The organism is Streptomyces sp. NBC_00988 (genome assembly GCF_045162645.1).
Taxonomy (GTDB): Bacteria; Actinomycetota; Actinomycetes; order Streptomycetales; family Streptomycetaceae; genus Streptomyces.
Genome location: NZ_CP108730.1, coordinates 111,274 through 126,456, shown reverse-complemented (window position 1 = coordinate 126,456; position 15,183 = coordinate 111,274). Strand labels below are relative to the sequence as shown.

At 69.1% G+C, this 15,183-nt stretch carries 10 protein-coding genes; 7 read left to right on the top strand and 3 right to left on the bottom strand.

Going from position 1 to position 15,183, the window contains the following annotated elements:
• The first annotated feature begins 320 nt into the window (after window positions 1-320).
• From OG496_RS00590 to OG496_RS00570, 5 genes are all read left to right on the top strand, one after another.
• On the top strand, window positions 321-1,775 hold the full coding sequence (locus tag OG496_RS00590) for a hypothetical protein (protein ID WP_405969057.1): 1,455 nt from the start codon (window positions 321-323) through the stop codon (window positions 1,773-1,775).
• Window positions 1,772-3,283, top strand: a complete 1,512-nt coding sequence (locus OG496_RS00585) for a hypothetical protein (RefSeq protein WP_405969056.1) — start codon at window positions 1,772-1,774, stop codon at window positions 3,281-3,283. The genes OG496_RS00590 and OG496_RS00585 overlap by 4 nt, the downstream gene beginning before the upstream one ends.
• Window positions 3,284-3,830: 547 nt before the next feature.
• Window positions 3,831-4,541: a class I SAM-dependent methyltransferase gene (locus OG496_RS00580; protein WP_405969055.1), complete on the top strand. Its 711-nt coding sequence runs from the start codon at window positions 3,831-3,833 to the stop codon at window positions 4,539-4,541.
• 446 nt (window positions 4,542-4,987) lie between these two features.
• Window positions 4,988-5,791 carry a pentapeptide repeat-containing protein gene (locus OG496_RS00575; protein ID WP_405969054.1) on the top strand — a complete coding sequence of 268 codons (804 nt, stop codon included), beginning with the start codon at window positions 4,988-4,990 and terminating at the stop codon, window positions 5,789-5,791.
• Window positions 5,792-6,142: 351 nt separating this feature from the next.
• A complete protein-coding gene (locus OG496_RS00570) occupies window positions 6,143-8,359 on the top strand; it encodes a DUF262 domain-containing protein (RefSeq protein WP_405969053.1) in 2,217 nt (738 codons plus the stop codon).
• Window positions 8,360-8,597: 238 nt separating this feature from the next.
• Here OG496_RS00570 and OG496_RS00565 read toward each other — a convergent pair whose 3' ends face one another.
• The 3 genes from OG496_RS00565 to OG496_RS00555 all read right to left on the bottom strand — a co-directional run bounded on the left by OG496_RS00565 (window position 8,598) and on the right by OG496_RS00555 (window position 11,045).
• Window positions 8,598-9,002 (bottom strand): hypothetical protein, encoded by a 405-nt coding sequence (locus tag OG496_RS00565; RefSeq protein ID WP_405969052.1) that lies wholly within the window; start codon window positions 9,000-9,002, stop codon window positions 8,598-8,600.
• Between the two features lie 335 nt (window positions 9,003-9,337).
• Window positions 9,338-9,829, bottom strand: a complete 492-nt coding sequence (locus OG496_RS00560) for a hypothetical protein (protein WP_405969051.1) — start codon at window positions 9,827-9,829, stop codon at window positions 9,338-9,340.
• Window positions 9,830-10,235: 406 nt separating this feature from the next.
• Entirely contained in the window at window positions 10,236-11,045 is an 810-nt protein-coding gene (locus OG496_RS00555) for a DUF2785 domain-containing protein (protein ID WP_405969050.1), read from the bottom strand.
• 1,017 nt (window positions 11,046-12,062) lie between these two features.
• Here OG496_RS00555 and OG496_RS00550 point away from each other — a divergent pair.
• Complete coding sequence (locus OG496_RS00550) at window positions 12,063-13,196, top strand: Fic family protein (RefSeq protein WP_405969049.1); 1,134 nt, start codon at window positions 12,063-12,065, stop codon at window positions 13,194-13,196.
• A gap of 559 nt (window positions 13,197-13,755) precedes the next feature.
• Window positions 13,756-15,147, top strand: coding sequence for a hypothetical protein (locus tag OG496_RS00545; protein ID WP_405969048.1), 1,392 nt, complete (start codon window positions 13,756-13,758; stop codon window positions 15,145-15,147).
• Window positions 15,148-15,183 lie beyond the last annotated feature (36 nt).

The window sequence follows — 15,183 nt, the reverse complement described above, 5'->3', positions numbered from 1 at the left end:
CGATCCCCGGCCGGTTGCGCAGCCCGGTTGCGCAACACCGTTCCGAGGCTGCGCAATCGGGACCTCGGCGCGACGGTGTACCCGGCTGACGATGCGTGGTCGGCCCGACCACGAGCCCCACCACGGCAGCCAGGCGCCGCGTTGCCGGATCGTGACCGATGGTCGGGGCCCATGGCCGCCGGTCTGGTCGGGGCCGGCGGATGAGCTGACGCCATGGAAGACACGCACGGCCGCGCACCCGGGCCCGCCACCCGCCCCGTCCCGGCGGGCGCGGAGCGCTGCCCCGGACACCGGACCCGGCCCACCTCGGAGACACCGCGGTGAGCCGCTTCGGGGCAGGAGTCCGCCGGGGCGTGATGGCGGCCGATCAGTTCACGCAGATCGCCAACGGCCTGTTCCGGGACAGCCGGCTGTCCTACAAATCGAAGGGGATCTTCGGGTACGTCTCCACCCACCGCGACGGCTGGCAGGTCACTCTCGCCCACCTCGTCTCCGTAGGCCCCGACGGACGCGAGGCGGTCCGCGCCGGCCTGACGGAACTGGAGCGGCACGGCTACCTCATCCGCGAACGCCTGCGCCGCCCGAACGGAACACTCGGCGAGATCGTCTACTCGATCACCGACCACCCCGCCACCCTCAACGCGGCACTGCCGGAGGCCACCTCCGGCCTCGCCATCGAAGACGAACACCACCGCGGCTTTGGCGCGGGGATCCGCCGGGGCGTAATGGCGGCCGATGGGTACACGCAGATCGCCAACGGCCTGTTCCGGGACAGCGAGTTGTCCTTCAAGTCGAAGGGGATCTTCGGGTACGTCTCCACCCACCGGGACGGCTGGCAGGTCACCGTCGCCGAACTGGTGCGCCGCGGCCGCGAGGGCGTCGACGCCGTCACCACAGGGCTTCACCAGCTGGAGCGGAACGGATTCCTCTACCGCACCCGCGAGCGCAACCCCGACGGCACGCTCGGCCAGGCGCTGTACGTCATCACCGACCTGCCCGCCCTGCAACACCCCAGTGCACCACCAGAGTCGGGTTTTCCAGGATTGGCTGAGCCTGCGTTGGCTGATCCCCGCACTAAGAACACCATCGTTAAGAAGACCGACCAGCAGAACACCAGACCCCTCCGTCCATGCCGCAGCGAAGCGTCGCGGACAGCGGGACGGGCAGCGGGACGGGCGGTACGCACGCCGGCATCCGCTCCGGCAGCGCCCGTGGCGGATGAGATGCACCCGGGGATCCAACTGCTGCTCGAACTCGGGGCGGCGTGCCCCGAGTTGCTGCTGACCGGGAAGGCGTTGACCGGCCAGGGCCGCGTCGCGACCGTGATGCCGGAGGCCGGCTGGAGCCGCGAGCAGCTGCGCCACGTCATCACCGGCAGGCCTCTGCCGCACCCGGTGCGCACCACGGTCGGCGCGATCATCGCCGCCCGCCTCCGCGCCGCCCAGGCCTACCCGCCGCCCACCACCGCGGCGGACAACCACACCGAGCCGGCGTTCGGCGAGCCGCTCGCGACGGCGGACACCGGAAGGTCGTCGGCGGGGTCCGCCGCCCGCACCGTGCCCGAGGCCCTCACCTACCGCGCCCTCGTCGAATGCGCCGGCTGCGGTGTACCCGCAACCGCTCCCGGTGAGGACTGCTGCCCGGCCTGCCTCGGCTGGCCGCCCTGCCGTACCTGCCCGGGCCCCACCCCACGGCGCGCCCGCCCCGACGGCGACGGCCGCTGCACCACGTGCACCTCCGCCTCGACCGACCTGATGGAAGGAAGCACCTCATGACGGACCCGCTGCGCACACCGCCCCCGGCCGCGGCACGCCTGCGGCCCTTCGCCGACAACCCGGCCCGCTGGGACGCGGAACGCTCCTGCGCCCTGCAGACGGTGCGGATCGCGGACGGCACCGGATCCTCCAGCGCGGCCGACGAGCCCTACCTGGTGCACGAGCGCACCGGCTGGGGCTGGCTGGCCTGGACGGTTCCCGCCGACGGCAGCATGCCTGAGCAGCCCCACCGGATCGGTGTTCTCCCGCCCGCCGCGACCTGGGCGGACCGCCTGGCGGCCCGCTGGCTCGCCCGGCGCCCGGCCGGCCGCATGGCCCTGCACGCAACGAGCCGTGGCTCGCTGCGCTACTGCGCCGTCGTGGTCGCCGTCATCGGATGCTTCGCCGCCGTCGGCGCGATCGCCCGCGGAGTACCCCTCGGCATCGCCGTTGCCCTGGCGCTGCTGGCCCCGCTGCTCGCCGACCATCTGCCCGACCGGCTCGACATGTGCGCCCGACGGCGTGTCCGGGTCACACAAGGAGCAGCTGCCACCGGGTACCTGCAGCGCCTCGCCGCCTGGCACACCGGTCTCCTCCGGGCCGCCGCCGGCAGCGACCGCCACGAGGTGCGCCGCTCGGCCGAGGTCGGCCGGCAGCTGCTGTGGGACGCCGCCGGCCTGCTCCAGACCCAGGACACCCGCGCGGCCTCCGCCGACCTCATCGCCCGCGAGCAACTGATGCTCCAACTCGCCCACCAGGTCGCCCAGATCCTCACGCCCGCCGCAGGCGACAACATCCCCGGCGGGAACCGTGCAACCGCCCCCGCGCGGACCGTGGTCCCGCATTCGGCAGGCGCCCGGACGACGACTCCTCCGGTACCCCCTCACGCACCGACCCCGCCGCCGCAGAAAGGAACCTTCCTCATGCCTCATCCCGACCCCAGCCAGGCCGTCCCCAACGTCTACCTGCTGTTCGCGCACGCCCCCTACTACCCGGCCGCCGCCCGGGAGATCAACACCACTGTGGTGTCGGCCGCCTCCCTGCTGCACCCGCGTGTACGGCAGCCCGACGGCGCCCGCATCCACCACTGCCTCGTCCACGGCCGTCGGCCGGGCGAAATCGTGCCGCTGTCCACGCTCACCCACGAACTGGACGGCGGCGCGCGCTGGATGGAGGTCGGGGACTGGGAGGGCGTCACCGAAGACCTGCTGCAGCTCGTCCGCGACCGTGACTGCGACGCCCTCGGTCTGGGACTGCCGGACATCTCCCGTGCTCTGATGTGTGCCGGCCCCTGCAGCGAGGTCCGAGCCGTCGGCCCGACGGCTGGAGGGCATCGGGCGTACGGGCCCACCGACCGGATCGAGGTTCTCGTCGAGGTCGGCTGGCAACTGGCCTGGGCGGAAGCAGGATCTTCCCTGTGGCCCGGCGACAATCTGCTGCCCCCGATCAACTCCGTTGCCAGTCCTGGCTGGGCAGGCCTACCGACGGCGGGGCTGGGTGAGGAGTTCGACGAGTTCGGCCCGGTGTAGGTCACGGGCCCGGTCGAGGACGTGCCCGAAATCCGCTTTCCAGTTCCGGTTCGCAGCGTACGTCGTAGGGCACCCCAGAGCTTCGCGTTCACCTCGCGCCAGAAGGCGAACCGCTCGCCGATCGGTACCGCGGCGGTGCTGACCACGTCCATAACCCCAGTTGGCTGCATCGCTCTCAACGAGTGTCGTTTGTCAATGAACTCGGATGTCATCCGAGGGCCCGTGAGGCCTGGAATATCGGTGACCTTCGATGTCACTCGGACGCCCCAGCGGAGAGCATTCCCCGGGCGCGAAGCGCCGGGGCGTCGTAGACACGGCTGGGCAGCACATGACCTTGGGGGAGGCGTGAGCCGGCTCGGGTCGTCCGGGGTCTGTCTCAGGTTCAGCGGATAGCGATCATCGGGTGCGAGAGGTTCCCGGTGTGGCGGATACCCGGCAGGGTGGGGACATGACGGTGGGATTCAGTGGCGCAGTGGCCGAGTACTACGCAGAGTTCCGGCGCGGGTACCCCTCCGAGGTCTTCGACGCCTTGTAGGAAGTCTTCGAGTTGTCCGAAGCCGATGTCGTACTCGACTTGGGGTGTGGCACTGGCCAGCTTGCCCTTCCTTTCGCTTCCCGGGTTCGTTCCGTGGTGGGAGTGGACCCCGAGCCGGACATGCTGCGGCTGGCCAGCGTTGCAGCCCGCGACCAGGGAATCAGGAACGCGACCTGGATCCTTGGCGCCGACACCGACGTTCCGGCGCTGAGAACGCTGATGGGAGAGCGGTCGCTGGCGCTGACGGTGATCGGACAGGCTCTTCACTGGATGCAGCACGAAGAACTCTTCCGTGCTGTGTCGCCGCTGCTCCGCGCAGGCGGAGGTATCGCGGTGATTTCGAACGGAACGCCGCTGTGGCTGCAGGACAGCGCATGGTCCCGAGCCCTGCGTGGCTGCCTGGAAGAGTGGCTGGGAACCGCGCTGGAAGCATCCTGCGGCACCAGCAGCCGCGACCGGCTGAGGTATGCGCAGGCGCTGGAGTCCGCGGGCTTCGTCGATGTGCGGGAAATCGTAGTCGAATACAGTGGTGAACTGACCTTCGATCAGTTGTTCGGCGGAGTCTGCTCGGCAATTTCCGCCGACCAGTTGCCCGGACCGGACGAACGCGCTGCCTTCGCCGAACGTATTCGGCAAGCACTCCCCGCTGACGAGCGGTTTGCCGAGCAGGTGAGGGTATCCGCACTCACCGGCAGAGCCTCAGTGTTGTCGCAGCGGCGTTGAAACAGCACGTCCGAACAAGTGTGACCTTCAGCGATAGTTGGCCAAAGCGGCGGCAAGACCGCTGGTAACCGGGCTGCTTTCAAGGGCAGTTGGCCACTTTGCTCAGAGATAGCCGGCCAGCCCGGTCTCGACATCAGTGTGGAGCTGCGGGGAAGTGCCTCCTGAGGCGGTTCCAGGTACACCTCCTGCCTGGAGAACGTTGAGTTGGCCGACAGGGCGTCTCGGGACATGGCCCGTTCCCGCAGACCGTGGAACGGTGACAGTTCGCCGTCGGTTCATGGGAGTTAGGTGCCTGATCGCCGAGAGCGGGTCACTGTTGGGATGTGAGATCGCGGTTGGCTCGGCCACTCCGAGCACGGGTTGGGGGATCGCGAGCGGTCGCCTATGTTCGTACGCGGCCCAAGGTGGCCTTGGCGACAGCGGGCCTGCTCCTGTTCGGGGGCCTCTTGTGGCTCCTCGGCCCCGGGGCAGGCTGGGTACTGGAACACGTCGACGGCGTCACCGGAGTCAGCGGCAAGGAGCGCGCCGAGCTGCTGGACGCGATCCGGGGCCGCGCGTTGACCATGGCCACCGGGGTGGCGGCGCTGGTGGCCGTGTACTACACCGCCCGCAACGCCGACACCGCGCGGCGCACCTACGAAGTGAGCCAGAGAACGCTGGCTCTCGCGGAGCAGGGGCACGTCGCCGACCGCTACACCAAGGCGATCGAGCAACTCGGCTCGCCCGAACTGGCCATCCGGCTGGGCGGCATCTACGCACTCGAACGCATCGCCCGCGACTCGGCCCGCGATCATGCCACCGTGATGGAGGTCCTCACCGCTTTCGTGCGCGAAACCCCGCCCCTGGCCACGCCCTCGGTACCTTCACCCCGGCCTGGCCAAGGGGGCAGACCCAGACTCCGGGCGGACGTACAGGCGGCGGTCAGCGTGGTCGGCCGCCGCGACGTCACCCATGACCACCCCGACCGGCGCATCGATCTTGCGGAAGCGAATCTCGGTGGCGCCGACCTTGCCGGTGCGGACCTTCATGGCGCGGACCTTGCCCAAGCCGACCTCACAGACGCGGAATTGACCGGTGCGGATCTTTCGCACTCCAATCTGTGGAGAGCGAACCTGACCCGTGTCGACCTCGTGGGGTCGAACCTGGCCGACGCGATCCTTGAGGACGCAGACCTCACGGATGCAAGGCTCACGCAGGCGAACCTCGACGGCGCAGACCTCCAAGGGGTGCAAGGGTTTCCCGCCCTCTGAGCTTCGCTGCTGAGGCCAGGCGAGAGCCCCTCATGTGCCTGGGCAACGTCCTGCGGATCGCTCAGAGGCTCACGCGGCGATGCCGGGTTCCCCGGCCCCTGGACAGGGGCGGCTGTCGGCCAGGTCCTCCTGCGCGCTGTCCGTCCGCGGTCCAGGAGTCAGGACAGCTCCGCGTTGTTGGTGTGGAGTTGGGCTGCTGCAGTAAGCCCTGCCCCGCCGAGCGTGGCTGTTCGGGGGATCGGCCGGGTGCTGGTGTGGGTCTGGTGGGTTGCGTGACTGCCTACGCTGGGTAAATGCCTACGGAGCAGGACGAGTTGGGGCGCACAGGCATCTGCTCGGGGGTGAGGTGTGGTGGCGGCTGGGATGATCCAGGGCGACACGTTTGATCTGAAGGAGCTGTTCGGGCAGGCCCGCTATCAGATCGAGTACTACCAGCGGGAGTACGCGTGGTCGGCGCAGGACGTCAGCACGCTGGTGGAGGATCTGTTCGAGGCCTTCGAGACACTCCTGGGCCAGGGCCGGCTGCACAGCGGGGACGCGGAGGCGTTCTTCCTCGGCCCGTTCGTCTACGTCCAGCAGTCTGACAGCGAGCGGTTCCTGGTGGACGGCCAGCAGCGCTTCACCACGCTGCACCTACTGTTCCTGCACTTGTTCCGGGCCGCGGTCGAGTGGAGGCAGCGCGACGCGGTGAGCAAACTGGAGCGGGTCATCACCGACTTCGGCCCCGGCAACCGCCTGATGTTCCGCCTCGACATCGACGAGCGCCAGGACGCGCTGGAGGCCCTCTACCGCGACCGGTCCTACGAACTGCCGCCGCAGGCCTCGCTGTCGGTGCGCAACCTGCACGAGCGCAGCCGGCAGATCGCCGATCTGCTGGAGGAGCGGCTGGAGGCGGAGCACTGTCCGCAGTTCGTGGACTGGCTGCTGTCGAAGGTCGTGCTGGTCGGCATCCGCGCACCCAGCCGCGACAGCGGTTTCCGCATCTTCGAGTCGATGAACGACCGCGGCGCCCGCCTGACCCCGGTCGACCTGGTCAAGAGCTTCCTGCTGTCGAACGCGCGCAGGGACGAGGAGAAACTCAACGAACAATGGCGCCGCATGCTCGCCGAACTCACCAGCGTCCGCGACGACACCGACGCCCCCCGCACCTTCCTCAAAGCCGCCCTCCTGGCCCGCTACGCCGACCTCGACGGGGACAGCGACACCGGGGACGGGCCGGAGATCGACGCCGCGCTGCACATCTGGGTACGCAAGCACCGCGAGCGCATCGGACTGCGCCACCCGGACGACTACTTCCGCTTCGTCGAGGACCTGCTGCGGCTGGCCGGCCACCACCGCACCTTCCTTGAGGCCTGCAAACGCCCCTATCCCGACCAGGGACTGTCTGCGCTCTACTACAACGACACCAACGGCCTCGGCGGCCAGATGGCGATGATCCTGGCGGCGATCCAGCCTCACGACACGGACACACCCGCCAAGCAGAAAGCGGCCCTGATCGCCAACTTCCTGGACCGCCTCTATGTCGAGCGCATCCTCAACGACGAACCCGTCCAGGCCAAGGACTTCCACCACGACATCCACCGCCTCATCCCGCGCCTGCGCCGCTGCGCCACCACCGCGGACGTCGCCGGTGTGCTCTCGGCCGAACTGCCCGACACCACCTTCCAGCAGGTCGTCACCTTCGGCATGCGCGGCAACACCAAGGCCCAGGTGCGCTACCTCCTGGCCCGCCTGACCGCCTACGTCGAAACCGGCCTGGGCAGAACCGACCTCAGCGCCGGCTACCTCGGCGCCGAACGCCACTGGCAGATCGAGCACCTCTACGCCAACCACCCCGAACGCCACGTCCCCCACGACGCCCCCGACGAGGCCACCTTCCGCGCCTGGCGCGCCCGCCTGGGCGTGCTGGTCCTGCTGCGCCGCAGCGACAACGCCAGCTACAACGACCTGCCCCTGGAGACCAAACGCCGCCACTACGCCCGCGAAAACGCCCTGGCCGCGATCCTCGCCCCCGACTACCGCAAGAACCACCCCGCCCTGCGACGGTTCATCGCGGACAACGACATCGAAGGCCACTTCCGGGAACTGGGCAACGCCACGATGGGGCAGGCCGTCGAGATCCGCGGCGAACTCTACCGCCGCCTGTGCCTGCGCATCTGGGACCCCCACCGCCTCGGCCTGCACCCACCCGCCTTCCAGGCACCCGCCGGCCCACCACCCCCGACCACGCCGGCCACTGCGGCACCCGCACCACGCCGCCGCCCGCTGCGCACCGACCTGGCCCGCCTGATGCGCCAGGACATCCTGGCACCTGGCACCCGTATCGAAGCCGACCACGCGGGCCGGCACCACACGGCCACCGTCGACGCCGACGGAGTCATCACCCTGCCCAGCGGCGACCGCTTCACCAGCGCGGACGAGGCCGGGAAAACCGTCTGCGGCACCCGCCGCTGCACCGGCATGACCTTCTGGCACATCACCACCACCGACGGCCTGCGGCTGTCCCTGCGCGACGTGCGCAACCAGGCCCAGCAACAGGGACGCCTCACCACAGCCCGCACCAGATAGCCGCCGGCGGATGCGCGACTTCGTCGTACCGGCTGCGATGGTGCTGCGGACGCCGCCGGAGAGGCGGCAGCAGTAGGCTTCGGGAGCTGCGCATAGTCCTTCCTGCGCGGGATCTGCGACGGACGGCGCGGTCCGACAGCGCAGTGTGGTCGGACCTTACTGCGCTCGATTCGCTGCTAGGGGGAGCCGAGGTCGATCACATCCGCCAGGAGCCGGGTGTGCAGCTGCGGCATGTCCCTCACGCGGCTGCCCGGGCCCGGGCGGCGAGCTGGGGAAAGGTGTCTTCCCGCACCGTGCGCACCGTGCGCACGGTGCGGCCGGCGAGGGTGCGCAGGAGGGGCCACATCTGCAGGAGGAGTTCCTGGTTGAGGTAGCGGGGCAGGTCCTCGCGCAGGCCTTCGTGCAGGACGGTGCGGTACAGGCCCATGCGCTGGCGCGGCTTGCCCAGGTCGTAGGCGCTCAGCCCGGACCAGGCCATGTGCAGCGGCAGCTGAACGACCCCCTGGGCCGGTCCGTCCAATTCCTCCAGCGATGTCGGCAGGCGCTGAACGAACTTCGCCCGGTAGAGCGTGAGATCGTCGGCGTACGCGCCGGACAGGTCCGGTGTCTGGGACGAAGCGTGGGGCGGTGGGCCGGCTGCCATTACTCCCATTATGTCGGGCGCTGCGCGTCGTCGCGGCGGTACGCGCCCGAGGGCTGTATGCCCTCCGTCGCCGCCCAGCACGTGCCTGCGTTCTGTCCGCCGGTGACGGTCTGGCGGCTGTCCGCATCGTGTGGGGCAGGCCCTCGATACCGCCGAACCTGGCAGGGGGACGGGCCATTGGGCCTGGCGGGCAGTCCCGGAAACCCCTGACCGGCACGCAGGGCCCGCACGTGGTGAGGGGAGATCGGTGCGGGCGCACCGTCCGCGGCGCATCCCTGCCGCCGCCGCGGGTGGGGGCGGCAGGGATGCGTGGGCCGGCCGGGTGGGGGTGTGGTTTATCCGAGGGTGCCGGCGAATTCGCCGTTCTGGGCTTCTTCCGCGGTGAGTTGCAGAGTGCCGCGGTGACTGACCTCGACCTTGTAGAACTTCTCGCCCTTGGGGACGTCGGGCACGGAGACGTCGAAGGTGCAGGTGCCGTAGCTGGGGGACTTGCTGTCGCCGAGGTGGCCGGTGGCGATGACGTCTCCGTCTGCTCCGTACACGGTGACGGAGGTTCCCTCCGCGATGTCGTCGTAACCGCCGGTGCCCTGGCAGCCGCTGCCGTTGTCGGAGGCGTCCTCGGTGAGGGCGAAGGCTCCATGGAGCGTGAACGTGCCGGGCCCTGTGCCGGTGGTGGCGGTGATGCCCCAGACGGCGCCCGTCAGGCCGGCCCCGGCTGCCAGTCCGAGGAGGCCGGCGGCGGCCGCACTGAGGCCTCTGCGGGGCGGCGCGGGCGGCTGAGCCGGGAGCGGCGGAGTGTCGGGCAGCGGCGGCATGGTGTCCGTCATGATCCCCCCAGGGATGAGATGGATCGGCAGGCTATAAGCCGGTTGATGCTGCTGACGCCTGATCAGTTGAGGATTCACCGATTCGAGATCGAGGAGCGAGATCTTCACTGCCGCGCCGGGGGACGGCCCGGCATGGGGCGGTAGACGACCAGCGGGCCGGGCGCCGAAACACATGGCCGATGACGAACCATCGACATCTTCCGTACGGCACGGGTGTGCAGAAGGGCGCTGGGCCGGCCACCACGCATGCGCACACCTCCGAACAGCCCGCGCACGCCCTCCTGCTGTTACTGAGATTCGCGGCGTGATGTCGCGACGAGATGGACGCTGAACTGCGCGGACTTGTCTTTCTCCGGCGGCAGCATGCCGGGATCATCGGTAGCCCGGAACCAGCTTGCGGTCCCTGTCACGCGAGCCAGTGATAGGGCAGGCGGAGGATGGCGGCCACTTCCTCGGCAACGACGGCAGCGTGGGAAGGAACCCCTCCCTCGGCAAGGCCGCGGGTCAGATGCAGATGCAGCGACTGCAGGGTCGCAATCGTGTTGAACGCCCACGGAGGCACCGGACCGTAACCGCCGGCCTCCAGCGCCTTGGTCACCACGCTCAGCCACCCCGTGGCCTGCTCAGCCGACAGGCCGGGCACGAGCAGGATGCGGCCGATCGCACGGGCCAGACGGGCATCCTCCAGCTGTACATACCGGTAGTCGACCGCAGCCGTCATCCGGCGGGCACACAGCTCCAGCAACTCCGCGCGCCGACCCGGCAACGCCTGCGCGAACGCCGCGGCCGCGTCGGCGCCATGCGCGACGGCGTGCAGCCAGCCCAGGGAGTCGTCCCAGCCACGGGTGTCGCTCTCAGCCGGATACCAGGCGGTGAAGGGGGCATACCAACGCTCAGCGGCGGCCTTCGGCGCGGCGCCGGGCGCTTCCACTGCGCGTGCCAGCACGCATCGCAAGACGAGCGGCGCGAACGTCCGCGCCTGTATCTCGGGATGCTTGAAGCGACCCGCGGCCGTGTCTCCAAGGTCCTCCAGGACCTCATCGAGATGGCCTTCGTCTATCCAGTGCGCGGCGGCGGTATACGCCTGATCATCGCGGACCTTGGGGTCAGGGGAGACCAGCATGACTGACAGCTCATCACTGAGCCGGGATGCCGGAACGCCTTCAGGAAAGGGGAAGCCCTCGGCGGCGATCGACGACCAGGCGAAGTGATCCATAGGCATCGCAACACCCTAATCACCGCTCTCCGGTCGGGGAAGAGCTGCTGGTGATCTTGGCGTGCTGTCGTCGGAGGAAGACAAGTCCGCGCAGTTCAGCGTCCATCTCGTCGCGACATCACGCCGTGAATCTCAGTAGCCGGCCGCTGACAGGTGCCGCGCTGCCGGCCGGGCCATGTGATCCCGACCATCGAGTGATGGTGCGTCAAGAGATCGATCGGAGCGTCGATTTCATTCTCGGCTCGGGTGAAGGGCGGTCGGGGGGCGGGTGCGGCTGTTGGCGACGCATCGGATGGATGGCGGGGCGGCGCGGCGCTCGGTGCGGCCGGGCCGGCCGCCCGGAGAGCCGGGGGAGGTGGCGTTGACGGCATTGTCGGAAGGGAGTTGACACGCTGTCGGTACTCGACTTACGTTTGCTGTGTGTAGCCGCTTGGTTGCATGTTTTTGGGGGGACGGGCTTCATCGCGTGAGCGATGGAAGCCGGGGAATTAACCCCAGGAGACATGCGGCGTGAAGCGGCTTGTTGCTTTTCCAGGGGCCCAGTTCCTCGCGAGCCCGTCCTTCCCGACCGGGAAGGAACGGCGGTGCCCTCGCAGGTTGAGCCACCAGAAGAGAACTCTGTTGTTTCGGATACCGCCCAGGAATCCCCGGAAGAGCCCGATCGCCGCACAGTCGATTTGATCGCGCTCGTGTGCATCCTGGCTGCCTGCACCGCGATCTGCCTGTCGGCCGGTGTGGCGGCCCTCCAGGCCGTGATCGGTGCGGCCGGTATTTTGTTCGCCGCGTGGCGGACACCACCGCGGGCCGGGCGGGAGCCGAGATCGGCCCGGCGCCGGCCGCCACGGCGCCCCGGAAGGTGACATTGGCGGGGCTCTTGTTGTGGCCGATCAAGACACTCAAACGCCAGATGCCCGGACGCGCCGACGTCGATCTGGTGCGCAATCGCTGTTCGCGCTGTGGGGGAGAGAACCCCCCGACCTGTTTGACGCAATGATTGCGTCATCACATCATCGAGTGGTGCTCTTCCCTATGCCGGATCTCACCGCCGCGGACCGTGAGGTCCTCGACCAGATCGACCGGATGCGCGCGGCCCTGCGGCACGACGTGCGCACTCCCGCGAAGTGGACGGCCGGCCTGCGCAAGTTCCTCACCGCGGACGCGGTGGCGGCCTCGAATTCCATCGAGGGTTTCAAGGTGGCCACCGTGGACGTCGAGGACCTTCTGGAGGGCGAGAGCGAGGTCGACATCTCGGAGGAGAACCGGGAGGAGACCCTTGCCTGCCAGCGGATGATGACCTACATCCAGACCCTCAACGACGCCCGGGACTTCTCCTACAGCAAGGGCCTGCTCAACTCTCTCCACTGGATGCTGCAGGGACACCGGCACAGCGTCCGCAGGCCGGCAGGCCAGTGGCGCAAGGGCCCGGTCTACGTCACCGACGCCCGCGATCCGAGCATCGCCGCCTACACCGCCCCCGAAGCCCCGCTCGTCCCCGGCCTGATGCAGGAACTCATCGACTGGCTCAGCGACAGCGACACCACACACGCCCTGGTGCGGGCCGCGATGGCTCACTTGCACCTGGTCTCCATCCACCCCTGGGCCGACGGCAACGGCCGCATGTCCCGCTCCCTGCAAACCCTCATGATCGCCAGAGAAGGGGTTCTCGCACCCGAGTTCTCCTCCATCGAGAGCTGGCTGGGACGACCGGGCAACACCTGGGAGTACTACCGCGAACTGAGCGACCTGGGCAGCCACTACCAGCCCGACAGGGACGTTTCCGCCTGGATCAGGTTCAACCTCACCGCCTACCACCAGCAGGCCCAGACCGTCCAGGGCCGCCTCGCCCGCTCAGGCCGCGTCTGGAGCCACCTCGCCGCCTTCGCCGCCGGCCGGGGCCTGGACGAACGCACCGTCACCGCGCTCCACGACGTGGCCATGGCCGGACGCGTACGCCGCTCCCGCTACCAGAACGGCGAAGCCCTCAGCCTCCAGCAGGCCCAACGCGACCTGCGTGACCTCACAGCCGCAGACATCCTCCAGCCCGTCGGACGCACCCGCGCCCGCTACTACACCGCAGGCCGCGCATTCCCGCAGGACGTCCTCGACATCGCGCAGACGCCCATGACCCTGACGCACCCCTACCGCGACTGAGCGGTCGGGGGAGTGGGAAACCCTCACCGTCGTCGAACCGTCCGGCACCGTCATCCATGCCGAAGCCTGACCGAAGGACGGCGTGCCGGTACGGGTGTGTGCAGCCGGCCATCGAGGGCCGGGACCCGGCCGCCGATGGCGTACGGGTACGGCTTGCGCTGGTGGGGACTTGTAGACAGCGAGCTCCTGGGCAGCTTCAGGCGACCCCGGTCTGTGCGGCATGCGAAGGGGTTCTCCCGGCAATGGTTCGTGAAGTCGAACGCCTCGTTGAGGGGAGGGGTGACGTCGCATCCGCGCTTTTTCACCAGCCGTCGAGTGAGGTATCCGGGCCTGTGGTGCAGGGCGCTGGCGGTGGTGTGACCCGAAGTTCTCGGGGATGGTGTCCGTGTTATCTGACCTGGGCGTGCTTGTGGGGTCCGCGGTACCAGCCGCTGAAGCCGGTAAAACGCCGGTGGCAGCCCGGCCGTTCATTCGGGTTTGGCGGTGTCTGCCCTGTCGCAGGGATGCACGGAGGCGTGAACGCGTTCCGGGCGCTGGGAGCTGCATCAGAGGAGGCACTATGAGTGGGATTCATCCGGTCGCCAACGGCCTGCGTACCGATCACCCGGTTCCGGGGCTGCCGTTCATCAACGACGAGCGGCTGCCCTTGGACAATCCCGACGCGATCGAACGGACTGGCCGCAACCAGGGCGAAGGACTGTGGGGGCGTACGGATTCCTTACCCGGCGGTGGATGGGTGGCCTTCACGACCGAGACCAAGAACCGCGCCTACGCGTGGGCAGTCCACCAGCACCCCGCGTACGGGCGCACCGTTTTGCTGATCCGCGACCAGGACATGAGTGATCTGCACCACGCCTGGATGTACGGGCACAACGGGTTCCTCTACCGGCACGGCGGCTACTGGTGGGACGGCGCCGCGTGGCACCGGCCCGGCCAGGTCGTGGACCGCGCTTATGAGGGCTACGACGCTCGCCCGGTGAAGGACGCTGTCACCGTCGCGGCGATCGACTTCCTGGCCCGCCCAGTAGAACCGGGCAATGCCCGGATCGCGAAGATCGCCGACTTCACCGCCCCCAAGGAACCGCTGCCTCACTGGCGCGAGCATCTTGCCTTGTGGGCCGCGTCCCGTCGGCCCGGCTCTCTGCCGCTCGACCGCTGCGTCATCGACCTGAAGGCACCGGAACTCGAACCGGCCCACCTCGTCGACCGGACCGGGCTGACACAGATCGCGGGGCTGGCACTCGACGACCTGCCGCACCCGAAATACGGGCGCAGCAGCCTGCCCGTTCCCCAGACCGAAACCGCCGACGAGGGCCCGCGTTGGTCGGAACCCGTCGCCCGCGACTGGACCGAGGAGCACCACAGGACCCACGGACCGCAGGCGCTCCTGTCCGGCACGACGGTGTTCGGTTCCCAGCAGCCGCTTGGCCTGGTCGCTGACCACAACCGCCTGACAAAGATCATCTGCGACAGCCTCGAGGACGCGGACGGCCGAAAGACCAAGCGTGGTCTGGGGCGCGGCAAGACGAAGTACGAGGAGTCCGCCGCGCAGTTGGCCTGGTGGCCCGCTGTTGCCCTCAGTGATAACACCGACGGCTTCATCCCTGTCTCGGCCCTACGCACCACGCTGATCGAAGCGGTCATCGGAGGCCTCGCCGACGACGTCGCCCGGGCCGGAAAAACGACCAAGATCGGTGTCTCCCTCGGGGACATCAGACAGGACGTCGTCAAGCTCCTCGACTGGTACATCCTGCGAGAACCGGGCGGGACGCCGGTGCTCTTCGGCGAGATCTGCCTGATCGCCCGCCTGCGCCTTGGGCTTGAGCCCAGGGACGTCGGTGACCTCCTGCGCCGATCCCTCCACCTCGACAGCCAGTTGGACGGCGAAACCATCGACGCTCTGCTGGTCCTGGCGCTGCCGCCCTCCGCCACAAGGGCCGAGGACTGCTGAACGCCGCGTGTTGTCCGGGAAGCGCCGGACCACCGC

What these genes read in the sequence shown, in the direction of transcription:
- OG496_RS00585 (WP_405969056.1), top strand. Translation starts at nt 1,772, where the DNA reads ATGACGGACCCGCTGCGCACACCGCCCCCGGCCGCGGCACGCCTGCGG.
- OG496_RS00565 (WP_405969052.1), bottom strand. Translation starts at nt 9,002, where the DNA reads ATGGCAGCCGGCCCACCGCCCCACGCTTCGTCCCAGACACCGGACCTG.
- OG496_RS00560 (WP_405969051.1), bottom strand. Translation starts at nt 9,829, where the DNA reads ATGACGGACACCATGCCGCCGCTGCCCGACACTCCGCCGCTCCCGGCT.
- OG496_RS00555 (WP_405969050.1), bottom strand. Translation starts at nt 11,045, where the DNA reads ATGGATCACTTCGCCTGGTCGTCGATCGCCGCCGAGGGCTTCCCCTTT.
- OG496_RS00545 (WP_405969048.1), top strand. Translation starts at nt 13,756, where the DNA reads ATGAGTGGGATTCATCCGGTCGCCAACGGCCTGCGTACCGATCACCCG.